The following is a 22,302-nucleotide window of genomic DNA, read 5'->3' on the forward strand; positions in this document are numbered from 1 at the left end:
CCATATGGCGGCTACGGCCCCTGACCTTGGACATGCCCCGCCCGGAAGGGGTGTACGCCTGTGCCCGCACTTGTGCTGCTCGGTGCTCAGTGGGGTGACGAAGGCAAGGGAAAGGCCACCGACCTGCTCGGTGGCTCCGTGGACTATGTGGTGCGATACCAGGGCGGCAACAATGCCGGCCACACGGTCGTCGTAGGCGACCAGAAGTACGCGCTGCATCTCCTCCCTTCCGGGATTCTCTCCCCGGACTGCGTGCCTGTCATCGGCAACGGAGTCGTCGTCGACCCGTCGGTCCTGCTCTCCGAGCTGAGCGGTCTGAACGAGCGCGGCGTCGACACGTCGAAGCTGCTGATCAGCGGTAACGCGCACATCATCACGCCGTACAACGTGACCGTCGACAAGGTGACGGAACGCTTCCTCGGCAAGCGCAAGATCGGCACGACCGGCCGCGGCATCGGCCCGACGTACGCCGACAAGATCAACCGCACCGGCATCCGCGTCCAGGACCTCTACGACCAGTCGATCCTGGAGCAGAAGGTCGAGGCGGCCCTCGAGGTCAAGAACCAGCTCCTCACCAAGCTCTACAACCGCCGCGCCATCGAGGTCGGCCAGATCGTCGAGCAGCTCCTGGAGCACGGCGAGAACATCAAGCAGTACGTCGCCGACACCACGCTGATCCTCAACGACGCGCTCGACGAGGACAAGGTCGTCCTCTTCGAGGGCGGCCAGGGCACCCTCCTGGACGTGGACCACGGCACGTACCCCTTCGTCACCTCCTCGAACCCGACCGCGGGCGGCGCCTGCACGGGTACGGGCGTCGGCCCGACGAAGATCAGCCGCGTCATCGGCATCCTGAAGGCGTACACCACGCGTGTCGGCGCGGGCCCGTTCCCGACCGAGCTCTTCGACCAGGACGGCGAGGACCTGCGCCGCATCGGCGGCGAGCGCGGTGTCACCACCGGCCGTGACCGCCGCTGCGGCTGGTTCGACGCGCCGATCGCCCGCTACGCGACCCGCGTGAACGGCCTGACGGACTTCTTCCTCACGAAGCTGGACGTCCTGACGGGCTGGGAGCAGATCCCGGTCTGCGTGGCGTACGAGATCGACGGCAAGCGCGTCGAGGAACTCCCGTACAACCAGACGGACTTCCACCACGCGAAGCCCGTCTACGAGTACCTCCCCGGCTGGTCCGAGGACATCACCAAGGCCCAGACCTTCTCCGACCTGCCGAAGAACGCGCAGGGTTACGTGAAGGCCCTGGAGGAGATGTCCGGCGCCCCGATCTCCGCGATCGGCGTGGGTCCGGGCCGCACGGAGACGATCGAGATCAACTCGTTCATCTAGCGGTTCTCATCCGGCGGACCCGCACATCCGCAGTCCCACGGGCGTCTGGCACGGCAGATGCCCGTGGGTGCGGACCACGTCCTGCCCGTTCCCGCGGATCGCGTACGCGAGGAAGCTCGACGCGAGGGAGTCGGCGGGCGGGCTGCCGTAGGTGTAGGCGTACTCGATCTCGCGGTACGGGTAGCCGCTGGACTGGATGTGGTCGACGGACGGCGTGTGGCCGTCCAGGCTCACGCGGTGCACGCCCTTGAGGGCGGACGTGTCGCGCAGCTCGCTGTAGCCGGCCGCGCCCGGGGTGGCGGCGACCGTGTCCAGGACCTGTTCCGTGGAGTCGAGTTCGCAGCGGATCACCGGAGCCCGGGGGCCGATGTCCCTCGTCAGGCAGTCGCTGGAGGACTCCTGGATCTCCGGGGCGCCCCCCAGGACCCGCTGCTGGAGGGTGACCCGCGTGCCGGAGCTCGACCCCCGGCTGACCAGGACCACCGGCAGGTCGGGGCCGCCCCGCAGCTCCTTCCAGTTGCGGATCTCGCCGGTGAAGAGACGGCGTACGTCCCTCATGGAGAGGTTCTTGACCGGCACCCTGTCGTTCAGGACGACCGCGAACAGGGAGACCGCCACCCGCGTCTCGCTCAGCTGCGTGTAACTGCCGGGGCGCGGCCCGTCGGAGAAGGCGATCACCGCCGGTGAGCCCTCGCCGGGCCCGGTGTCCGTCGCGGCCAGCTCCCTGACACCGCCCCGGCTCCCGTGCGCGCTCACCTCGATGTCGGAGCCCTCACAGGCGTCCATGTACTTCTCCGCGAGCTCGGTGGCCACCGGCTCGAACGCGGTCGACCCGGTCAGGGTCAGGCTGCCCGTCTCGCAGTACGACGGCGGCGGCTCGGCGTCGGGGCGCAGGATCAGGCCCGCGAGGCCGAGGATCACCAGGCTCAGCGCGATGGCCACCCGCTGCGACAGCCTGCTGAACACGGGCGGCTTCTCGTCGGGCGCGGCGCTGTGGTTCTCGTGCGTCTCGCCGCCCTGGATACCGCCGATGACCGTGTAGCCGCTGTCCACGGGGCCGCCGGTGAGCAGGACCAGGAGCTTGTAGTACTCGCCTCGGTTGAGCGGCACGCGCGGGACGTGCAGCCTGCCTGACTCGTAGCCGAGGCCCGTGCCGGGCGCGAAGTGCTCCATCAGATGGTCCGCTTCGGGCGGCAGCGTCACCGCCACGGCGCGGATGATGCGGTTCTCGAAGACCGCGGTCAGGCCGTGCGGCGAGCGGCCCGTGTAGTCGGCCACGTCGATCGGCAGCGAGCCGTCGTTCTCGACGCGCAGCAGCACGAGCGTCGCGTCCGACATCTCGGGGGCCTCGTCGAAGAGGCCGAGCCGCGCGTTGGCGTCGCCCGTGCGGACGTTGTCGCCTATCGCCGTGTCCATCTGCTTGCGGTAGCCGATGCGCTTGCGGCGCGGTACGCGGCGTTCGAGCGCCACGGGGACGAACGCGCCGGCGATGCCGACCAGGATGGCGAGCACGGCGATGACGTTTTCGGTGCTCAACCAGTTCATGGGCGGCACGGTAGGCGGCGGTGCCGACGTCCGGACGGCGCTTGTCCGTCCGGACGTGATCTGTTCGCCGGGGGTTCAACTAGCCGCGTGGCGCGGCTGGTTCAGCCCTCCTTGTCATACGTGAGCCCCTTGTCCGTGCCCGTGTTCTCGCGGTGCAGCCTGCCGTTCGAGAGCAGCGTCACCGTGCTCGCCTGGCCCGGCTTGCACGAGCTCGCGGGCTGACCGACGATCACGTCCGTCGGCCCGATGCGCAGGGTGTTGCCGCTCGCCGACTCCAACTTGCCCTGGAACACGCAGTGATACGTGCCGCCCGTGTCGGTCGGGCCGTCCGCCGTGATCGAGATGACGGTGTCGCCGACCTCGCCCTGCTGAAGGACGAGCTGACGGGAGTTGCTGCCCAGGTCGTTCTGGATGGACCCGCTCCAGGTGCCGAGGAACTTGTCCGGGACCGTGCCCTCGTCGTCCTTGTTCTTGTCCTCGGAGGCCGGGGACGTGGCCGGGTCATCGGGTTCCGACGATCCGTCGTCGGAGGGTGTGCCCGGTGTCGAAGGCGCGCTGTCGGAGGGGGAATCGGAGCTCGTGCCGCCCGCCTTCGTGCTGCCCTCGCCCTTCATCACCGCGTACACCGTGCCGCCCGCTCCTATGGCCACTATGACGGCGACCGCGATGAGCGCGGCGGTGGACCGGCCGCTGCGGCGCGGGGGCTCGCCCTGGGGGTGGACGAGGGGGCCGTACGGAGGTGTGGGTCCGTAGGGAGGCGTGGGGCCGTACGGACCCTGCTGGGGGTAGCCGTAACCGGGCGGCGGCGGTTGCTGGGGGTGCTGCTGGGGCTGGGGGTGCTGCTGGGGGTAGCCGTACGCCTGTCCCGGCGGGGGAGTCGGCGGCGGTGTCTGCCCGGTGATCATCGTGGGGAGGTGATCCAGGGGGGTCGCCTCGCCGGGCCTGCCGGGCGGCGGCGGGGTGTCATCGGCGGCGGGTCCCGGCCCGGCGCCGTTCCCCTGGGAGGCAGCGGCGGAGGCGGAGGCTGCCGCGGCGCCCCCGCTGCCCGCGGCCAGCTCCTTCGGCGGCGCGAGGGACACCGGCGCACCGGGACCCTTCGCCGCAGGGTCCTTGGTCGCGGCGTCCTTGGTCGCGGCGTCCTTCGCGGACGGCGTCTCCGCGCCGCCCTCGTCCGGATTCTCCGTGTCCAGCAACTGCACGGCGTGCCGGCCCAGTTGAGCCACCAGCGCGCCCGGCAGCCACGGGTCCCGCGTCCGGCCGCCGTCGCCGAGCGTGTCCTCGGCTCCCGTCCGCTCAAGGAGCTGCTGCAGCGTCGGCCGGTCGGCGGGGTTCTTGCGCAGGCAGTCGCCGACCAGCTCGGCCAGCTCCTCCGGCAGCCCCTGGAGGTCCGGTTCCTCCTGCGCGATGCGGAACATCATCGCGTGCACGCCGCTGTTGGCCGTGCCGAACGGCAGCGAGCCCGAAGCCGCGTACGCGAGGACCGAACCCAGGCAGAACACGTCGCAGGCCGGGGTGATCCGGTCGCCCCGCACCTGCTCGGGCGCCATGAAGCCGGGCGAACCGACGAGCGCCCCGGTGCGGGTCAGGCCGCCGTCGGTGACCGTTTCGAGGGCGCGGGCGATGCCGAAGTCGATGACGCGCGGTCCGTCGATGGTCACGAGCACGTTCGACGGCTTGAGATCGCGGTGGATGAGGCCCGCCGCGTGGATGTCCTTGAGCGCGTTGGCGAGCCCCGCCGCCAGTATCTTCACGGACCGCTCGGGCAGCGGCCCGTGGTCCTGCGAGATGACGCTCTGCAAGGAGGGGCCCGCCACATATCCCGTGGCCAGCCAGGGGATCGTCGCCTCGGTGTCCGCGTCGAGCACCGGCGCCGTCCACGCGCCGCCGACCCGCCGCGCCGCGAGCACCTCCTGCCGGAAGCGGTTCCTGAACTCCTCCTGCTCGGCGAGCTCTTCCCGCACGAGCTTCACCGCCACCGTCCGCCCTCGGTCGGACCGCGCGAGATAGACGTGCCCCATGCCGCCCGCGCCGAGTCGCGCGAGCAGTCGATAGGCGCCTATTCGCTGTGGATCCCCGGACCCCAGTTTCTCCATCGCCGCGCCGACCTCCCCCGTTGGTGTGCAACAGATCGAGGATAGTGGGGCGGCAGGACATCGGGGTGCGGACTGCCTGCTACGGCTCCGTAACGGGTTGTTCCGTATCCGCCGCGGTGCCCTCTGCCGTATCCGCCGCATTTCCTTCCATGGCGGGAAGGACTTTCGCGGCAAGCACTTCGGAAAGCCGCTCCAATACCCGTACGGTCTCCGCGAATTCCTCCTCGCCGAGAGCTTCGGCCAGCCGCCCGGCCACGTCCGCGTGGCCGGGACTGATCCTGCGGACGGCCGCGAGCCCCTCGTCGGTGGGGCGCAGGAGCTTGGCGCGGCGGTGGGCGGGGTTCGGCACGTACTCGGCGAGGCCGCGCCGCACGAGCAGATCGGCGATGCGCTGCACGCTCTGCCGGGTGATGCCCATGGAGCGGGCGATCCCGGCGACGGGCAGGGGCTCGCGCAGGACGGCGCCGAGCACCTGCCACCAGGCGGCGGTGAGCCCGCCCGGTTTCGCCAACTCGTCGGCCACGGAGAGGAACTGTCCGTTGAGCCTGAAGACCCCGAGGGCGGTGCGGGAGAACAGCTCCTGCTGCTCCCGCACCGCGCGGGCCGCGTCGGCGTCGCTCACGATTCGAGCACCTCGTAGGCCGACGCGTCCGAGTCGTGGAACAGGCGGTACCAGGCGTCGAGCTTCTCGCCCTCGAAGGCGCCGAGCCGCCCGAGGATCTCGCGGGCGAAGGCCACGGGCTCGGTCGGCCCCGCCGTGGTCAGCCCGCCGTCGGTGACGGCGTCCACGTCCACGTACCGCTCGCCGCCCTTGTAGCCGGTGGCCGCGAGGTAGAACGACACCGCGCTGGTGTGCGCGCGGTCGTCGAGCAGCCCCTCCTTGGCGAGGCCCGCGGTGGCCCCGCAGATCGCGGCGACCGGGACGTCCGCGTCGAGGAAGGCGCGGGCCGCGCGGCCGAACGGGGCGAGGTCGTCACCCGCGTCCCACAGGTCGGCGCCCGGCAGTATCAGCAGCGCGCTGTCCTCGGGCCGCAGGTCGGCGAGGGCCACGTCGGGCTGGATGCGGACGCCGCCCGCCGTGGTGACGAGGGCCGACGCGTCGGCGGCGACGGTGCGGATCTCGTACCCGGCGCGGGCGAGGAACGCCGTGGCGAATCCGGTCTCCCAGTCGGCGAGCGTGTCGTAAACGGCGAGGTGCACGGGCTTGCGGGACATGGCTGCCTCCGTTGGCTGGGCTCCGTCGTGCTGTGATGTAAGTATGCTGTCATCTCGACAGCATGCTGTCAATGGCTTTGTGGGTGTCGGCCTCGGGCTTGGCCCCGGCTCCCGCTCCGGCCCCACCTCGTTAACCCTCACCGGGGGCGCCCTTAACCCGCCGGTCCCTAGCGTCCTGGTCATGGACAGCGCAGAGAACCTCGGACAGATGGCCGCCCATCTCGGCCTCGACCTGGTGGCCGTGACCCTCCTGACCTTCGGGGTCTTCTATCCACGGCACCGCAGAAGGGAGTTGGTCCCCGCCTATCTCGCCCTGAACGTCGCGCTCTTCGCGGTCGTCTCCGCCCTCGCGAGCGCCGGCGGCAACGGCGGTCTCGCGCTCGGCTTCGGGCTCTTCGGGGTGCTGTCGATCGTGCGGCTCCGCTCGGACGCGCTCCAGCACCAGGAAGTGGCGTACTACTTCATCACCCTCGTCCTGGGCCTCCTCTGCGGGCTTCCGGGCCTGGATCTGCCGGTCGCCGCAGGGCTCGCGGCCGTGCTCCTCCTGGTGATGTACGGCGCCGACCATCCGCGCCTCTTCGCCGCCGACCGGCGCGCGGTCGTCACCCTGGACGCCGTGTACCGCGAGGAGACCGCGCTCCGCGCCGAGCTGGCGCGGCGCCTCGGGCAGCCGCTCGGCTGGAACGTCCGGGAGGTCGACTACGTACGGGACCTGATGGTTCTGGAAGTCCGTTTCCGGCAACCGGAACCTTCCGAGCGGGCCGGGGAGTTCGTACGTACAGCACCACGACGCCGCACGACCCGGTCCCGCACGCCTGCCGTCCCCCACCAGAAGGAGACCGTGTGAACCCCGCCGTACGCGCCATCGGACGGGCCGCGCTCGCCGCGCACCCCATCTCGCTCGACGAGGTCAACGCGCGAGCCGAACTGCTCGCCCGCTACGACAACAGCTACCTCGTGCCGGTGGAGATCTTCGACGACCTGGCGGCGCTGCTCACGGACCCGCGCCGCGCCTCGGGCCCCTTCCGGGCCCTGAGCATCGGCGGAAAGCGTTGGTTCAGCTACCACTCGACGTACTACGACACCCCCGAGCTCCTCACCTACCACCACCACCGGCAGGGCAGACGGCTGCGCTACCGCATCCGGGAGCGGGTCTACCAGGACAGCGGCGAGCGGCAGTTCGAGATCAAGCTGAAGAGCGGCCGCGGCGAGACCGTCAAGCACCGCCAGCGCCTTCAGGGCGAGGACCGTGTGCTCGACGCCGAGCGGCAGGGGTTCCTCGCGGGGGTGCTGAGCGGGTCGTACGGGATCGAGGCGCCCGGCGGGCTGACCACGGCGCTGGTCACCGAGTACCAGCGGGCGACCTTCGTGGCCGACGGCCAGCGGATCACGTGCGACGCGGGGCTCGTCGTGCGGGACGTGGCCACCGGGCGGTCGGTGGCGGCGGACTCCGGCCTTGTCCTGGTGGAGACCAAGACGCAGGGCCATCTGACGGAGGCGGACCGGGTCCTGCACCGGTACGGGGTGCGGGCCGCGGAGTTCACGAAGTACTGCGGCGGGTTCGCGGCGCTGCGGCCCGAGTTGGGGGTCAACCGGTGGGCCCGGGCTGTCCGGGTCGCGTTTCCGCGGGCCGCGGGGGCGCAGGCGGGAAGGTGAGGGTCACGCGGGTGCCCTGGGTGGCGTCCGACGTGATGGCGAAGGTGCCGCCCGCGTCCTCGGCCGTCCGGCGCGCGATGTCCAGGCCGAGCCCGGTGGAGCCGCCGCCGCTGGTGCCGCGTTCGGCCGCGTACGTGGGCGGGAGGCCGGGGCCTTCGTCGGCGACGGTGAGCTCGGCGCCGCCCGCCGGGGCGGTGCGGACGGTGACGCGGAACGGGGTGCCCTGGGGGGTGTGGTCCAGGACGTTGCCGATGAGGGCGTCGATGGCGGCGGCAAGGTCGTCCTCGGGAACGGACACGGGAACAGGCACGGGGTGCGCGTCCTCCCCCGCCGCGATCTCGGTCGTACGCCCCTGATCCTCGGCCAACGGCAGCCAGAACGTGGCACGTTCGCGGGCCACGGCCGCCAGGTCCGCGTAAGGGGCGTCCCGGAAGGTCCTGCGGGCCTTGCGGATCACGTCGTCGACGCTCCGTTCCAGGGCGGCGACGTCCGCGGCGATGCGGTGCGCCTCCTCGGAGTCGCTGCGGGCGAGGAGGGTCTCGGCGTCCAGGCGCAGGGCGGCGACGGGGGTGCGCAGGCGGTGGGCGAGGTCGGCGGCGTTCTCGCGCTCGGCGGCGAGGAGTTCGTCGATGCGGGTGGCGAGGCGGTTCAGCTCGCCCGCGACCAGGCGCAGCTCGGGCGGGCCCTCGGGTGTGGCGCGTGCGGTGAGGTCGCCCGCGGCGAGACGGTCCGCGGTGCCGGCCAGGCGGCGGGTGGCGCCGACCAGACGGGCGCCGAGCCGGTCGGCGAGGAGCAGCCCGATGAGCACGAGGCCGACCCCGATCCCGGCGAGCACGAGCCAGGACGTCATGGTGCCCGCGTACAACTGCCGCTCGGTCACCGTGACCTGCACGACCGCGGTGCCGCCGGTCGCGCCCTGGACGGGGACGAGGACCTGGCGGCCGCCGGTGGAGGGCTCGTAGGTGAAGGCGCGACCGGTGCGGGCCAGGCGGACGGCGTCCGATACGCGCCCACGGGGGCCCGGCCCGATGACGGTGCCGTCCCCGAGAACGATCGAAGTGGTGGGCAGCTCCTGGGTGTTGACGCTCTCCACGGTCTGCTCGGCGGTCTCGCGCTCGCCGGGTCCCGCGAGGGCGGGTCCGAGCGCGTGTGCCACCCACTGGGCGCGGGCGGTGGCCTCGGCGGTGGTGCGGTCGGCGGCGTGGGTGCGGGTGAGGAGGGTGAGGGGCACGAGGAGAGCGGTGAGCACGAGGGCGGTGGTGGCGGCGGTGAGGAGGAGAAGCCTGCGCCGCATCAGCGGGCCCCGGGGCCTTGGGCGGGGGGTGCCGCGGGTGCCGCGCCGTCGGACGCCTCCGGCGGGGTCAGCTTCACGCCCACCGTGCGGACCGTGTGGAGGTAGCGGGGAGCTTGCGCCGTCTCGCCTAGTTTTCTGCGGAGCCAGGAGAGGTGGACGTCGACCGTCTTGTCGGCGCCGCCCAGGGGCTGTTGCCACACCTCGGCGAGGAGCTCGCGGCGGGATATCACCTGGCCGGGGCGGTGCGCGAGGTAGGTGAGTAGGTCGAACTCACGCGGGGTGAGGTCCAGGGGGTGCTCGTCCAGGGTGACTTCGCGGGAGGCGGGATCGATGGCAAGACCTCCCACTCGCAGGGGCTCCTCCGCCACGTCGGCCGCACCGAGCCGCCGCAGGACGGCCTTGACGCGGGCGTCCAACTGGGCGGCGCCGAACGGCTTGACGATGTAGTCGTCGGCCCCGTCCTCAAGGATCGCCACCATCTCCGGTTCGTCGTCGCGCGCGGTCGCGACGATGACGGGTACGTCACTGACGGCGCGGAGCATGCGCAGCACCTGCCCGCCGTCCACGTCCGGAAGGCCCAGGTCGAGCACGACGAGGTCGGGGCGGTGGGTGACCGCCGCGTTCAGGCCCGCCATGCCGCTGGGCGCGGTGGCGACGGCGTGCCCTTTGTCGCGCAGGGCCCGCACCAGGGCGCCGCGCAGCTGGGGATCGTCCTCCACGACAAGAAGATGCGCCATACATCCACCGTAGTCAGGTGCTTTGGGCAGCCCTTAACCGGGCGTTAGGAAACTGTGCGGCACAGTGGCCGGATGAGGAAGTGGCGGAGCGCGGTGGTGACCGCGGCATGGGTGGGCGTCGGCACGGCCGCCGGGGCGCTGGGCGCCTGGCAGTTGGCCACTGCGGACAGCGGGGGCGCGGCACACAGCCGTCCGCTGGACGAGGCCGCGGTGGAGAGGGCGCTGGCGGCGACGTCGGCGTCACCCCGGCCGTCCCCGACTTCGGCCACACCGAGCGCCCCCGCGAAAACGCCCTCCGACCGGTCGACCCTGCGGTTCACGGGCGGCACGGCGACGGTGGAGTGCCGCCCCGACGGCACGGTGTACCTCGTCTCATGGAGCCCGGCGGACGGCTTCCACATCGACGACGACGTGGAACGGGGCCCGGCCGCGGTGGCCCGCCTGGAGGCGGAACCGAGCGACGACGACGAGAACCGGGACGACCTGCCGTACGAGATCCGCTGCGGGAAGGGGGGCGAGCCGCGGGCGAGGGTGGTGGCGGACGCGGACGACTGACGCAGCCCGTCCGGCGGCTGCTTTTTCAGCCCGTCCGGCGCTCCCCTTCTCGGCCCGGCCGGGGATTCCAGCCCGTCCGGCGTTTGAGGACGAACTCGGCGAAGCCGGTGACGAGGGCACGCAAGGCCCCCGCGCCGGAGCGGCCCGCGGCGCAGCCGCAATCAGATGCAGTCGGGAAGGGGCGGGGTTGGGGAGAAACCAGCCGGCCCACCCAAGGCCCAGGGGCCAGAGAAGGCCAGACACACTGTCCAGTCCCCCCGACCCCCGCAAAACACACCGCCCATGTCCCATCCGCATCGTGGACATTTACCCTCGCCCACATGACCCCTCAGCCGAACCCGAACCCCCAGGTCGGCGCCGCCGTCAAGGCAGCAGACCGCGCGCACGTGTTCCACTCCTGGTCCGCACAGGAGCTGATCGACCCCCTCGCCGTAGCCGGCGCCGAGGGCTCGTACTTCTGGGACTACGACGGCAACCGCTACCTCGACTTCACCAGCGGCCTCGTCTTCACCAACATCGGATACCAGCACCCCAAGGTCGTCGCCGCCATCCAGAAGCAGGCGGCGGAGATGACGACCTTCGCCCCCGCCTTCGCCGTGGAGGCCCGCTCCGAGGCCGCACGCCTCATCGCCGAGCGGACCCCCGGCGACCTGGACAAGATCTTCTTCACCAACGGCGGCGCCGAGGCCGTGGAGAACGCGACCCGCATGGCGCGCCTGCACACCGGCCGCCCCAAGGTCCTCTCCGCCTACCGCTCGTACCACGGCGGCACCTCCACCGCGATCAACCTCACCGGCGACCCCCGCCGCTGGGCCTCCGACAACGGCACGTCGGGCGTCGTCCACTTCTGGGCGCCGTTCCTCTACCGCAGCCCCTTCTACGCCGAGAACGAGCAGCAGGAGTGCGAGCGCGCCCTCCAGCACCTCGAGGACACCCTCGCCTTCGAGGGCCCGCAGACGATCGCGGCGATCATCCTGGAGTCCGTCCCCGGGACCGCCGGCATCATGACCCCGCCGCCGGGCTACCTCAAGGGCGTACGCGAGATCTGCGACCGGTACGGCATCGTCTTCATCCTGGACGAGGTCATGGCGGGCTTCGGCCGCACCGGCAAGTGGTTCGCCGCCGACCACTTCGACGGCGGGATCGTGCCCGACCTGCTGACCTTCGCCAAGGGCGTGAACTCCGGTTACGTCCCGCTCGGCGGTGTCGCGATCTCCTCCGCCATCGCCGAGACGTTCGCCCGCAGGCCCTACCCGGGCGGGCTCACGTACTCCGGGCACCCCCTGGCCTGCGCCGCCGCCGTGGCGACGATCAACGTCATGGAGGAGGAGGGCGTCGTCGAGAACGCGGCCCGCGTCGGGTCGGAGATCATCGCCCCCGCCCTCGCGGACCTCGCCGAGCGGCACCCGAGCGTCGGCGAGGTCCGCGGCCTCGGCATGTTCTGGGCGCTCGACCTGGTCAAGGACAAGGAGACCCGCGAGCCCCTGGTCCCGTACAACGCCACGGGCGAGGCGAACGCCCCGATGGCCGCGTTCGGCGCCGCCGCGAAGAAGCAGGGCCTGTGGCCCTTCATCAACATGAACCGCACCCACGTGGTCCCCCCGTGCAACATCACGGACACGGAGGCCAAGGAGGGCCTCGCGGCGCTGGACGCCGCGCTGAGCGTGGCGGACGAACACGTGTCCTGACCCCGGAGGGCCTGTGCCCGCCCTCACAGGACCCTGACCGCTGCTTCGCGGTGGATCTCCCCGACCCGGGAAAATCCGCCGCGAAGGGGCGGCGCAGGAAGAAACGGCCCGCACCCGGAAAACGGCCCCGCCCCAGGAGAACGGCCTCCTGCCCGGAAGAACGGTCTCCGGCCCCGGGAACCCCGACCGCGTAGTCTGACGTGCTCGTAAGCGAACGACGACCGCCAAGACGACTCCGCGAGGGAACCCAGATGCCCGGCACCGACGGCTCCGCCGTCATCCGCAGCACTCTGCGCCAGCAGATCGCCGACGCGCTGCGCGACGAGATCCTCGGCGGCCGTCTGGAGCCGGGGCAGGAGTTCACCGTCAAGGAGATCGCCGAGCAGTACGGCGTCTCCGCGACCCCGGTCCGCGAGGCCCTGGTGAACCTCGCCGCGCAGGGCCTCCTGGACGCCGACCAGCACCGCGGCTACCGCGTCCACGAGCACTCCCTCGCCGACTACCGCGGCATGCTGGAGGCCCGCGGCCTCGTCGCCGACGGCATCTTCCGCGACCTCGCGAAGAACGGCACTCCGCTGGGCCCCAAGAGCCAGAAGGAGACCACCGCCGCGCTGATCTCCGTACGCCGCCGTGGCGAGGAGGCCGCGCGTGCCGCCTGCGCGGGCGACCTGAACGTCCTCATCGGCTACGACCTGCGGTTCTGGCGCGAGCTCAGCGCCCTCTTCGGCAACCCCTACCTCTCGGACTTCCTGCACCGCATCCGCGTGCAGTCCTGGGTCTGCGCCGTCACCTACCTGCGCCGCGCCGTCGAACGCGGCGACGGCGACCTGCGCGGCACCCTGTGGGCCCGGCACACCGAGCTCGTCGACGCCCTCGCGCACCGCGACCCCAAGGCCGCGCACGCGATCATCGACGAGTACAACGCCCACTCGCTCGCCCTCATCGAGCGGCTGGCCGCTGCATGAGCGTGGATCTGACCGTCGTCGTCCCCGCCTTCGACGAGGAGCGGCGCCTGGCCCCCACGCTCGCCGCGATCCGGGCGTATCTCGACCAGGAGTACGCGGACGGCGACCGCACCCGGTGGGAGCTGATCGTCGTGGACGACGGCTCCACCGACGGCACCCTCGACATCGCGGCCGACGCCGAGGCCGCCGACCCCCGCGTCCGGCTCATCCACTCCGGCCGCAACCGCGGCAAGGGCCACGCCCTGCGCCTCGGCGTCCTCGCCTCGCGCGGCGCCCGCGTCCTGATCACCGACGCCGACCTGGCCACGCCCATCGAGGAGCTGGAGTGCCTCGACAAGGCGCTCACCGACGGCCACGCGGCCGCGATCGGCTCCCGCGCGGGCGCCGGGGCCACGATCGAGGCCCACCAGCACCGCCTGCGCGAACTCCTCGGCCGTACGGGCAACTTCCTGATACGCACGGTCGCCGTCCCCGGAGTCCGCGACACCCAGTGCGGCTTCAAGCTCTTCGACGGCGACCGTGCCCGCGAGGCCTTCGCCGCGTCCCGGCTGCGCGGCTGGGGCATAGACGTCGAGATACTGCAGTACTTCCGCCGCTCCGGCTGGCCGGTCGCCGAGGTGCCGGTGCGCTGGGCGCACCAGGAGGGCTCGAAGGTCCGCCCGTTCGACTACGTGAGGGTCCTTGCCGAACTGACCACGCTCAAGGCCCGTACGGTCCGTCCGAAGGACCTGCTCGTGGTGGCGCTCTTCCTGGCCATGGCGGTCACCCTCTACTCGGGCCGCTTGATCGCACCGGGCGCCCGCTACCTCCCGGACTCCCTCCAGGACCAGAATCAGTGGGAGTGGTTCTTCGCGGTGACGGCGGACAACGTCCGCCACCTCCACAACCCACTCTTCACGCACCTTCAGAACTTCCCCGACGGCGTGAACCTCATGGCCAACACGGTCATGCTCGGCCTCTCCGTCCCCTTCGCCCCCGTGACCTGGCTCTTCGGCCCGGCCGTCGCCCTCAACGCGGCGATGACGGTGGGCCTGGCCGCGACCGGCGTCGCCTGGTACTGGCTGATCCGCAAGCGCCTCGTGCGTCACCGGGGCGCGGCAGCCGTCGGCGCGGCCCTGGCGGCCTTCGCGCCACCGATGATCAGTCACGCGCACGCGCACCCGAACTTCATGGTCCTGTTCATGATCCCGCCCATCATCGACAGGGCGCTGCGGCTCTGCGAGGGCACCAGGGTCGTACGCGACGGAGTCGTCCTCGGGCTCTTCACGACGTACCAGATCTTCCTCGGCGAGGAGCCGCTGCTGCTCGCCGCGGTGGGCATGCTGCTGTTCGCCGCGGCGTACGGAGTGGTGCGCCGTGACGTGGCTAGGGAAACGTTCCGCCCCTTGGCGCGCGGCCTCGCAGTGGCGGTGGCGGTGACCCTGCCGCTGGTCGCGTTCCCGCTCTACTGGCAGTTCTTCGGGCCGCAGAGCTACACGAGCGTGCTGCACGGCGACAACGCGGGCAACAGCCCGCTGGCGCTCATCTCCTTCGCGGAACGCTCGCTCGCGGGCAACGAGGAGACGGCGTCCGCCCTCTCCCAGAACCCGACCGAGCAGAACGCGTTCTACGGCTGGCCCCTGGTCGCGCTGGCCTTCGCGATCGTCGTACGTCTCTGGGAGCGGACGGTGGTCAAGGCGCTGGCCTTCACCGTCCTCGCGGCGGCCTTCCTCTCCCTGGGCCCGAAGTTCCGCATCCCGCTCACGGACATCGTGCTGCCAGGACCCTGGGCACCCCTCGCGCACGCACCCCTCTTCGAGTCGGTCATCGAGTCGCGGGTGGCCATGGTGTGCGCCCCGGCGCTCGGCATGCTGGTGGCGCTCGCGCTGGCCGGCCTCCTCACCTCCGCGCGCCCCATGACGGCCGCGCGGTGCGCGGGCGTGGCCGCGGTCGCCCTCGCGCTCCTCCCGATCGTGCCGGCGCCGCTGAAGGCGGTGGAGCGGTCACGGCCCCCGGAGTTCATCGCCGACGGGACGTGGCGGAAGTACGTGGGGGAGGGCGAGACCCTCGTGCCGATACCGCTGCCGGACCCGGCGGGCGCGGAGGCGCTGCACTGGCAGACCACCGCAGGCCTCGGCTTCAGCCTGCCCGGCGGCTACTTCAACGGGCCGTGGGGCCCGGACCGCATCGGCATCTACGGCGCCTCGCCCCGCAACACCTCCAACCTCCTGCGGGACGTCCGCTCCTCGGGCCGTGCCCCGCAGATCACGGACGCGTGGCGCGGGGCGGCCCGCGAGGATCTGGCGTACTGGAAGGCGGGCGTCCTGGTCCTCGCGCCGCAGGAGCACGACGCCGAACTGCGGGAGACGGTGGAGGAACTCCTTGACCGCCCCGGAAAGTGGGTAGACGGGGTGTGGATCTGGGATCTGCACAAGGGGAGCTAGGGGCGCCCGCCCGGACTACGCTGCCTGCACGCGAGGAACATCCGACGTCCGATATGCCGCCCGAGTATGAGCCTTTGAGCCTGACCTGAGGAGCACCCTTGGCCTGTGACCTGTGGCTGGTCCCGCTCGTCGACGTGCTGTGCCACAGCCCCGACAATCCTTTCGCGGAGGAGATCGCGACGTACGACAAGGCGCTGCACGAGGCCGGTCTGCCGCCCGTGCCCGTCTTCGCCTACATGCCGGGCCTCTCCGGCGACGTGGCCCCGGTCGCGGGCTTCGACTACGACGCGCTGCATTTCCTGCGCCGGGCGTATCTGCTCCAGGTCTGCGGCCTGGAGGTCACGCCGGTGGACGAACTGGGCGGGGACTACGAGCAGTTGCTGGAGATGTTCGACGCGACGGCCCAGCAGTCGCATCTGGTCTGGCACTACGACCACGCGGGGGCGTACGTCCCCGTCGACTTCGCCGCGCCGCTCTCGAACGACGAACTTCTCTCGGGCGGCGGGCCGTTGGGCTCGTCCCAGGCGCTGCTCCGGGAGTTGGAGTTCGTGGCCCCGTCCATCGGCATCGACGCGGCCAACCCCCCTCGCCCGCCGACCCCGCCCGAGGCCCCCACGTCCCTGGAGGAACCGGCGGCCCCGGCCCCACCGGACGCCAGCCCCTTCGCAAGGGAACGCCACGTATGGCTGGGCCTGCACGCGGCAACGACCCGAAGCCTGGCCCAGGGCTCAATGATCATCTACAGCTGACTCCTGGCCCCTGGGCCCTGCGTCGAGCCCGCCGGCCCACCCCACCCGGCTCGGCGGGCCCACCCTTGTCCCACCCACCCGACACCCCGAAGCCCGCCCCCGGGGGGGAATCTTTCAACTCGAGCCCGTCGGCAGCCGCCCTACCCGGCCCGGCGGGCCCCTTCTCCTGCCTGCCCCGGGGGGAAATCTTTCAGCCCCTCCGGCGTTTGAGGAGCGGGGTCTGGGGCGGAGCCCCAGTTTCGGGAAGGGGCGGGATTGGGGAGAGCCCCGCAGGGTCCCGCCCCTACCGAGGCTCAGGCGGCCGCTGCCGAGGCATGTTCGGCCGCGCCCCCGGCGGCAGGGCGGCCCGCACAGGAGAGACACCCGCCTCCCCCCGGGAGGCCGGAACCACCGCCTGCACGGCCAACGGCGCGGGACCCGACCGGAACTCCACCATCCAGTCCGCCGTCTCGGCCCGCACGAGCTCCGTCACATCCTCCGAGAACCGCCGGAGCACCCCGAGGCATCGCTCGGCGGCCTCACTTGCGGTCCCCTCGGTGGGCCCGAGAACCTCCCGCACACTCTCCGACGCCCAGTCGAACTGCAGCACCTGAAGCCGCCGCTGCACGGCCTGCGCGGTGGCCACGTCCCGCATCCACCCGGACGTCAGCCCGAAGAACCGGTCGCACGCCACGCACGCCGCCCCCGCGAGCAACGAGACGAACCCCCAGGTGGCGACGCCCGCCACCGCCCCCGCGAGGTCGAGCAGCGGAAGCACCCCCGCGCCCACGGCCCCCGCCGCCGCCCCCACCCGCGCGAGCCGCGCCCCGCGCCGCTTCCAGGCCCGGTCGGAGAGGTACCACTCGGCGGTGTCGAGCGCCCCCCGCTCCACCCACCGGTACAGCTCGTCGAGCCGCTGGGCGGGCTCGCCCCAGTCGCCGACAGGAAAGGCCCGCCCCATCAGATCCCCGGTCCGAGAGCCTTGGTGCGCACCCGCCCCGGCACCCTGCCCCTCCTGGGGCACCCCCTCGGGCTGCATCTCCGGCTGGCTCACCCGGCACTCCCTCTTACCTCTACGAGATCCCTGACTGTCACCTGCGGCAGTTGCGTACGGTGTTCGCACTGTGACAGTTGGTGCGCATGCGCAGTCCCAGTCCTACCGCCCAATGGGTGGCCATGAGCCCGTTTTCACGGTATTTCCGCCCGGAAGAGGTGCTTGATCAGGTATAGGAGGACGGCTGGTCTCACTCGAAAGAGTGCTGGGGCGAGGGCACCCTCGACCACGTAGGCTCATTCCAGGTGGAAAAAGCACTGCCAGACCCACCAGCAGACCTGCCGACAGACCAAACAGAACAGGAGTTGATCGTGATCCCCGGTGGTGGCCAGCCCAACATGCAGCAGCTGCTCCAGCAGGCCCAGAAGATGCAGCAGGACCTCGCGACCGCGCAGGAGGAGCTCGCGCGCACGGAGGTCGAAGGCCAGGCGGGCGGCGGCCTCGTCAAGGCGACGGTCACCGGTTCCGGTGAGCTGCGCGGCCTGGTGATCGACCCCAAGGCGGTCGACCCGGAGGACACCGAGACCCTCGCGGACCTGGTCGTCGCGGCGGTCCAGGCGGCGAACGAGAACGCGCAGACGCTCCAGCAGCAGAAGCTGGGCCCGCTCGCACAGGGCCTGGGCGGCGGAGGCATCCCGGGCCTTCCCTTCTAAGAGGGCCACGGGCCAACTACCGTACGTATCAAAGCTCCATACTCGGCAAAAGCAGGAACAGGAAAGGGAAAGGCACCCCGTGTACGAAGGCGTGGTTCAGGACCTCATCGACGAGTTGGGCAGGCTGCCCGGCGTCGGTCCCAAGAGCGCGCAGCGGATCGCCTTCCACATCCTGCAGACGGAGCCCACGGACGTACGCCGCCTCGCCCACGCCCTTCTTGAGGTGAAGGACAAGGTCCGCTTCTGTGCGACCTGCGGGAACGTCGCGCAGGAAGAGCTCTGCAACATCTGCCGCGACCCGCGACGCGACCTCAGCGTCATCTGCGTGGTCGAGGAGCCGAAGGATGTCGTGGCGATCGAGCGTACGCGCGAGTTCCGGGGGAAGTACCACGTACTGGGCGGAGCGATCAGCCCGATCGAAGGGGTCGGCCCGGACGACCTGCGCATACGAGAACTCCTCGCACGCCTGGCGGACGGCACGGTCACCGAGCTGATCCTGGCCACGGACCCGAACCTGGAGGGCGAGGCGACGGCGACGTACCTCGCACGGATGATCAAGCCCATGGGCCTGAAGGTCACCCGCCTGGCCAGCGGGCTCCCTGTCGGGGGAGATCTGGAATACGCGGACGAGGTCACCCTGGGCCGCGCCTTCGAGGGGAGACGACTCCTAGATGTCTAAGAAGCAGCAAGAGAAGTCCACGCATCCGGCCCAGACCCCGGCCCAGGCCGCGGTCCTGGCTCCCGAGCCAGCCGTCCTGCTGCACGCCTCCGCCCAGGACCCGGACTCCTTCGCGGTGCAGATCTCGGACCAGATCGAGAGCTTCATCGTGGCGGTGACCGAGGTCGCCAAGGGCGACGAGCCGGACTCGGCCGTGCCCTTCCTCCTCCTGGAGGTCTCCCAGCTCCTCCTCGCCGGCGGCCGCCTGGGCGCGCACGAGGACATCGTCCCCGAGGAGCGCTACGAACCGGACCTCGGCCCGGAGCGCGACGTGGACGACCTGCGCGAGCGCTTGGCCGTCATGCTGGAGCCGGTGGACGTCTACTCCGAGGTCTTCGATCCGTACGAACCGCGCAAGGCCCCGGTGCCGGCCCGCATCTCGGACGACCTCGCGGACGTCGTCGCGGACCTCTCCCACGGCCTGGCCCACTACCGCGCGGGCCGCACGACCGAGGCCCTGTGGTGGTGGCAGTTCTCGTACTTCTCGAACTGGGGCTCCACGGCCTCGGCCACCCTCCGCGCCCTCCAGTCCCTGGTGGCCCACGTCCGTCTGAACCAGCCCCTGGAAGACCTCGACGGCCTGGACACGGACGAGGACCTGGCGGAAGAGGCCCTCGCGGAGGCGGCGGGCAAGGTCATGGCGGAGGAGATCGCCGGGCCCCTGGGGCTCAGGACGGTCAAGTAGTCCCCGGGAGGAGCCGGGGCGGGGCCATCGCCCTGCCCGCTCCCCGCGGCTCGCTGTGACCCGCCCCACTTTCCGGAGTGTCCGACTCCCCGCTGGGCATGTGCCAAGCCGAGCGGTCGAAACGTACGTCCCGAGCAGCGGGAGCGTATGCCGATGGATGATCACCTGGTGGGCGGGACATCTCACCATGTGATATCTGTGCGGCGAATTTCGGCCGCTCGTTAGACTGAGCCGACCGCAGCAGTGCGGTGAAGACGGACTGAGCGAGGAGCGCACGTGAGCCTTGTCGTGCAGAAGTACGGAGGCTCCTCCGTAGCCGATGCCGAGGGCATCAAGCGGGTCGCCAAGAGGATTGTCGACGCCAAGAAGAACGGCCATCAGGTCGTTGTCGTGGTGTCCGCCATGGGTGACACGACGGATGAGTTGATCGATCTTGCCGGGCAGGTATCCCCGATCCCTGCCGGGCGTGAATTCGACATGCTGCTGACCGCCGGGGAGCGGATCTCCATGGCCCTCCTGGCCATGGCGATCAAAAACCTGGGTCACGCGGCCCAGTCGTTCACGGGCAGCCAGGCCGGTGTCATCACCGACTCCGTCCACAACAAAGCGCGGATCATCGATGTCACGCCGGGCCGCATCCGGGCCTCCATCGACGAGGGCAACATCGCCATCGTCGCGGGGTTCCAGGGTGTCAGCCAGGAGGGCAAGAACATCACCACGCTGGGCCGCGGCGGGTCGGACACGACCGCTGTCGCCCTCGCCGCCGCGCTCGACGCAGAGGTCTGCGAGATCTACACGGACGTGGACGGCGTTTTCACCGCCGACCCCCGTGTGGTGAAGAAGGCCCAGAAGATCGACTGGATCTCGTTCGAGGACATGCTGGAGCTCGCGAGCTCCGGGTCCAAGGTGCTGCTCCACCGCTGCGTGGAGTACGCCCGCCGTTACAACATCCCGATTCACGTGCGCTCGTCCTTCAGCGGACTGCAGGGCACGTGGGTCAGCAACGAACCGCAAGGGGACCGCAAGGTGGAGCAGGCCATCATCTCCGGTGTCGCGCACGACACCTCGGAGGCCAAGATCACGGTCGTCGGCGTGCCGGACAAGCCGGGTGAGGCCGCCTCGATCTTCCGCGCCATCGCGGACTCCGGGGTCAACATCGACATGATCGTCCAGAACGTCTCGGCCGCTTCGACCGGACTCACGGACATCTCGTTCACCCTGCCCAAGGCCGAGGGCCGCAAGGCGATCGACGCCCTGGAGAAGACGCGGTCGGCCATCGGCTTCGACTCGCTCCGCTACGACGACCAGATCGCCAAGATCTCGCTGGTCGGCGCGGGCATGAAGACGAACCCCGGCGTCACCGCCGCCTTCTTCGAGGCGCTCAGCGACGCGGGCGTGAACATCGAGCTGATCTCGACCTCCGAGATCCGCATCTCGGTCGTGACCCGCGCCGATGACGCGAACGAGTCCGTGCGCGCCGTGCACACCGCCTTCGGCCTCGACTCCGACACGGACGAGGCCGTGGTTTATGGAGGCACCGGGCGATGACCGGAAAGCCGACGCTCGCGGTCGTCGGAGCGACCGGGGCCGTCGGCGCGGTCATGCTCCAGATCCTGTCGCAGCACGCCGACATCTGGGGCGAGATCCGACTCGTGGCCTCACCGCGCTCGGCCGGCAGGAAGCTGGCCGTGCGCGGTGAGGAGATCGAGGTCCACGCGCTCGCCGAGGAAGTCTTCGACGGCGTCGACGTGGCGATGTTCGACGTCCCCGACGAGGTCAGCGCGCAGTGGGCGCCCATCGCGGCGTCCAAGGGCGTCGTCGTCGTGGACAACTCCGCCGCCTTCCGGATGGACCCGGACGTGCCGCTGGTCGTCCCCGAGGTCAATCCGCACGCCGCGCGCGTACGCCCGCGCGGCATCGTGGCCAACCCCAACTGCACGACGCTCTCGATGATCGTGGCCGTCGGCGCGCTGCACGCCGAGTTCGGTCTGCGCGAGCTGATCGTCTCCTCGTACCAGGCCGTGAGCGGCGCCGGGCGGGACGGCGTGGACACCTTGCGCCGCCAGCTGAAGCTGGTGGCCGGTTCAGACCTCGGCACGAGCCCCGGTGACGTACGACGCGCTGTGGGCGACGACACCGGGCCCTTCCCGGAGCCGGTGGCGCTGAACGTGGTGCCGTGGGCCGGGACGCTGCGGGACGACGGCTGGTCGTCCGAGGAGATGAAGGTGCGGGACGAGTCCCGCAAGATCCTCGGCCTGCCCGACCTGAAGGTCGCCGCGACCTGCGTACGCGTGCCGGTCGTGACCACACACTCCCTGACCGTGCACGCGCGCTTCGAGGACGAGGTCACGGTGGACCGCGCGCGCGAGATCCTGGCCACCGCCCCGGGCGTCGTGCTGTTCGACGACCCGGCCGCCGGGGAGTTCCCGACGCCCGCCGACGTGGTCGGCACCGATCCCACCTGGGTGGGCCGGGTGCGGCGCGCACTCGACGATCCGACGGCCCTCGAGCTCTTCGTGTGCGGGGACAATCTGCGCAAGGGGGCCGCGCTGAACACGGCCCAGATCGCGGAGCTGGTGGCGGCGGAGCTCACCGGGCGCCAGCGCTGACCGGACCTGATCCCGTCCCTGACCGGACCTGATCTCGTAGCTGACCGGTCCCGATCGCATCCCTTGTCCGGTCCCCGGCGCGGGGGTGTCTGTGGGATCTGTGTAAATTCTGTGTCCAACTTGGTGGCCGGGATCGCTTGATCTGGACCATTGCCGCGTTCGAAGATTCGCAATAAGCGTTCGAAGATATTCGTCCCCGTCCTCTGCAACCAGCAGCAGGGCGGGGCGCGTCTTTGCGAGCGCCCTCCCGGGGGCGTGACCTGAGCGCTGCGAAAATTGGGCATAGGGGAAGAGCTGGTACGCATGGGGGCAATTGATGCAGCGTCACCGACGGCGACGC

At 71.1% G+C, this 22,302-nt stretch carries 20 protein-coding genes; 13 read left to right on the top strand and 7 right to left on the bottom strand.

The window, feature by feature from the left end:
• Positions 1-60: 60 nt before the first annotated feature.
• Positions 61-1,344 (top strand): adenylosuccinate synthase, encoded by a 1,284-nt coding sequence (locus tag AB0I66_RS26710; RefSeq protein WP_363210469.1) that lies wholly within the window; start codon positions 61-63, stop codon positions 1,342-1,344.
• Positions 1,345-1,350: 6 nt separating this feature from the next.
• Here the strand turns inward: AB0I66_RS26710 and AB0I66_RS26715 are convergent, their stop codons facing one another.
• The 4 genes from AB0I66_RS26715 to AB0I66_RS26730 all read right to left on the bottom strand — a co-directional run bounded on the left by AB0I66_RS26715 (position 1,351) and on the right by AB0I66_RS26730 (position 6,197).
• On the bottom strand, positions 1,351-2,889 hold the full coding sequence (locus AB0I66_RS26715; RefSeq protein WP_363210470.1) for a substrate-binding domain-containing protein: 1,539 nt from the start codon (positions 2,887-2,889) through the stop codon (positions 1,351-1,353).
• A 101-nt stretch (positions 2,890-2,990) separates the two neighbouring features.
• Entirely contained in the window at positions 2,991-4,982 is a 1,992-nt protein-coding gene (locus tag AB0I66_RS26720) for a serine/threonine-protein kinase (protein WP_363210471.1), read from the bottom strand.
• 79 nt (positions 4,983-5,061) lie between these two features.
• Entirely contained in the window at positions 5,062-5,604 is a 543-nt protein-coding gene (locus tag AB0I66_RS26725; protein ID WP_363210472.1) for a helix-turn-helix domain-containing protein, read from the bottom strand.
• The gene (locus AB0I66_RS26730) at positions 5,601-6,197 is read right to left on the bottom strand and encodes a DJ-1/PfpI family protein (RefSeq protein ID WP_363210473.1); all 597 of its coding nucleotides are present in this window, start codon (positions 6,195-6,197) and stop codon (positions 5,601-5,603) included. The genes AB0I66_RS26725 and AB0I66_RS26730 overlap by 4 nt, the downstream gene beginning before the upstream one ends.
• A 181-nt stretch (positions 6,198-6,378) precedes the next feature.
• Between AB0I66_RS26730 and AB0I66_RS26735 the strand changes: the two genes are divergently transcribed.
• Positions 6,379-7,044, top strand: a complete 666-nt coding sequence (locus AB0I66_RS26735) for a DUF4956 domain-containing protein (RefSeq protein WP_363210474.1) — start codon at positions 6,379-6,381, stop codon at positions 7,042-7,044.
• Positions 7,041-7,853, top strand: coding sequence for a VTC domain-containing protein (locus tag AB0I66_RS26740; RefSeq protein ID WP_363210475.1), 813 nt, complete (start codon positions 7,041-7,043; stop codon positions 7,851-7,853). The genes AB0I66_RS26735 and AB0I66_RS26740 overlap by 4 nt, the downstream gene beginning before the upstream one ends.
• Here AB0I66_RS26740 and AB0I66_RS26745 read toward each other — a convergent pair.
• Positions 7,786-9,147, bottom strand: a complete 1,362-nt coding sequence (locus AB0I66_RS26745) for a HAMP domain-containing sensor histidine kinase (RefSeq protein WP_363210476.1) — start codon at positions 9,145-9,147, stop codon at positions 7,786-7,788. The two genes, AB0I66_RS26740 and AB0I66_RS26745, sit on opposite strands and share 68 nt — an antisense overlap.
• Positions 9,147-9,884 carry a response regulator transcription factor gene (locus AB0I66_RS26750; protein ID WP_363210477.1) on the bottom strand — a complete coding sequence of 246 codons (738 nt, stop codon included), beginning with the start codon at positions 9,882-9,884 and terminating at the stop codon, positions 9,147-9,149. The genes AB0I66_RS26745 and AB0I66_RS26750 overlap by 1 nt, the downstream gene beginning before the upstream one ends.
• A gap of 72 nt (positions 9,885-9,956) precedes the next feature.
• On the opposite strand from AB0I66_RS26750, the gene AB0I66_RS26755 reads away from it, so the two are divergent.
• From AB0I66_RS26755 to AB0I66_RS26775, 5 genes are all read left to right on the top strand, one after another.
• Positions 9,957-10,439 carry a hypothetical protein gene (locus tag AB0I66_RS26755; protein ID WP_363210478.1) on the top strand — a complete coding sequence of 161 codons (483 nt, stop codon included), beginning with the start codon at positions 9,957-9,959 and terminating at the stop codon, positions 10,437-10,439.
• A gap of 320 nt (positions 10,440-10,759) precedes the next feature.
• Positions 10,760-12,127 (top strand): aspartate aminotransferase family protein, encoded by a 1,368-nt coding sequence (locus AB0I66_RS26760; RefSeq protein ID WP_363210479.1) that lies wholly within the window; start codon positions 10,760-10,762, stop codon positions 12,125-12,127.
• Positions 12,128-12,378: 251 nt separating this feature from the next.
• Positions 12,379-13,092: a GntR family transcriptional regulator gene (locus AB0I66_RS26765; RefSeq protein ID WP_363210480.1), complete on the top strand. Its 714-nt coding sequence runs from the start codon at positions 12,379-12,381 to the stop codon at positions 13,090-13,092.
• Positions 13,089-15,515 (top strand): dolichyl-phosphate beta-glucosyltransferase, encoded by a 2,427-nt coding sequence (locus tag AB0I66_RS26770; RefSeq protein ID WP_363210481.1) that lies wholly within the window; start codon positions 13,089-13,091, stop codon positions 15,513-15,515. Before AB0I66_RS26765 ends, AB0I66_RS26770 begins: the two co-directional genes overlap by 4 nt.
• Positions 15,516-15,613: 98 nt before the next feature.
• On the top strand, positions 15,614-16,264 hold the full coding sequence (locus AB0I66_RS26775) for a hypothetical protein (RefSeq protein ID WP_363210482.1): 651 nt from the start codon (positions 15,614-15,616) through the stop codon (positions 16,262-16,264).
• 283 nt (positions 16,265-16,547) lie between these two features.
• Here the strand turns inward: AB0I66_RS26775 and AB0I66_RS26780 are convergent, their stop codons facing one another.
• Entirely contained in the window at positions 16,548-17,297 is a 750-nt protein-coding gene (locus AB0I66_RS26780; RefSeq protein ID WP_363210483.1) for an SLATT domain-containing protein, read from the bottom strand.
• A gap of 311 nt (positions 17,298-17,608) precedes the next feature.
• Here AB0I66_RS26780 and AB0I66_RS26785 point away from each other — a divergent pair, with 311 nt between their 5' ends.
• From AB0I66_RS26785 to AB0I66_RS26805, 5 genes are all read left to right on the top strand, one after another.
• Positions 17,609-17,950 (top strand): YbaB/EbfC family nucleoid-associated protein, encoded by a 342-nt coding sequence (locus AB0I66_RS26785; protein WP_125514106.1) that lies wholly within the window; start codon positions 17,609-17,611, stop codon positions 17,948-17,950.
• 79 nt (positions 17,951-18,029) lie between these two features.
• The gene (recR, locus tag AB0I66_RS26790) at positions 18,030-18,629 is read left to right on the top strand and encodes a recombination mediator RecR (RefSeq protein WP_125514107.1); all 600 of its coding nucleotides are present in this window, start codon (positions 18,030-18,032) and stop codon (positions 18,627-18,629) included.
• The gene (locus AB0I66_RS26795; protein ID WP_363210484.1) at positions 18,622-19,353 is read left to right on the top strand and encodes a DUF5063 domain-containing protein; all 732 of its coding nucleotides are present in this window, start codon (positions 18,622-18,624) and stop codon (positions 19,351-19,353) included. The genes recR and AB0I66_RS26795 overlap by 8 nt, the downstream gene beginning before the upstream one ends.
• Before the next feature lie 276 nt (positions 19,354-19,629).
• On the top strand, positions 19,630-20,901 hold the full coding sequence (locus AB0I66_RS26800; protein ID WP_249588720.1) for an aspartate kinase: 1,272 nt from the start codon (positions 19,630-19,632) through the stop codon (positions 20,899-20,901).
• Complete coding sequence (locus AB0I66_RS26805) at positions 20,898-21,962, top strand: aspartate-semialdehyde dehydrogenase (RefSeq protein WP_363210485.1); 1,065 nt, start codon at positions 20,898-20,900, stop codon at positions 21,960-21,962. The genes AB0I66_RS26800 and AB0I66_RS26805 overlap by 4 nt, the downstream gene beginning before the upstream one ends.
• Positions 21,963-22,302: the final 340 nt, after the last annotated feature.

Origin of the sequence: Streptomyces sp. NPDC050439, assembly GCF_040655335.1 — a bacterium.
Classification (GTDB): Bacteria; Actinomycetota; Actinomycetes; order Streptomycetales; family Streptomycetaceae; genus Streptomyces.

Excerpts from the sequence above, each read along its gene's own strand:
- AB0I66_RS26715 (WP_363210470.1), bottom strand. The coding sequence starts at position 2,889 with ATGAACTGGTTGAGCACCGAAAACGTCATCGCCGTGCTCGCCATCCTG.
- AB0I66_RS26720 (WP_363210471.1), bottom strand. The coding sequence starts at position 4,982 with ATGGAGAAACTGGGGTCCGGGGATCCACAGCGAATAGGCGCCTATCGA.
- AB0I66_RS26730 (WP_363210473.1), bottom strand. The coding sequence starts at position 6,197 with ATGTCCCGCAAGCCCGTGCACCTCGCCGTTTACGACACGCTCGCCGAC.
- AB0I66_RS26735 (WP_363210474.1), top strand. The coding sequence starts at position 6,379 with ATGGACAGCGCAGAGAACCTCGGACAGATGGCCGCCCATCTCGGCCTC.
- AB0I66_RS26745 (WP_363210476.1), bottom strand. The coding sequence starts at position 9,147 with ATGCGGCGCAGGCTTCTCCTCCTCACCGCCGCCACCACCGCCCTCGTG.
- AB0I66_RS26750 (WP_363210477.1), bottom strand. The coding sequence starts at position 9,884 with ATGGCGCATCTTCTTGTCGTGGAGGACGATCCCCAGCTGCGCGGCGCC.
- AB0I66_RS26755 (WP_363210478.1), top strand. The coding sequence starts at position 9,957 with ATGAGGAAGTGGCGGAGCGCGGTGGTGACCGCGGCATGGGTGGGCGTC.
- AB0I66_RS26760 (WP_363210479.1), top strand. The coding sequence starts at position 10,760 with ATGACCCCTCAGCCGAACCCGAACCCCCAGGTCGGCGCCGCCGTCAAG.
- AB0I66_RS26765 (WP_363210480.1), top strand. The coding sequence starts at position 12,379 with ATGCCCGGCACCGACGGCTCCGCCGTCATCCGCAGCACTCTGCGCCAG.
- AB0I66_RS26770 (WP_363210481.1), top strand. The coding sequence starts at position 13,089 with ATGAGCGTGGATCTGACCGTCGTCGTCCCCGCCTTCGACGAGGAGCGG.
- AB0I66_RS26795 (WP_363210484.1), top strand. The coding sequence starts at position 18,622 with ATGTCTAAGAAGCAGCAAGAGAAGTCCACGCATCCGGCCCAGACCCCG.
- AB0I66_RS26805 (WP_363210485.1), top strand. The coding sequence starts at position 20,898 with ATGACCGGAAAGCCGACGCTCGCGGTCGTCGGAGCGACCGGGGCCGTC.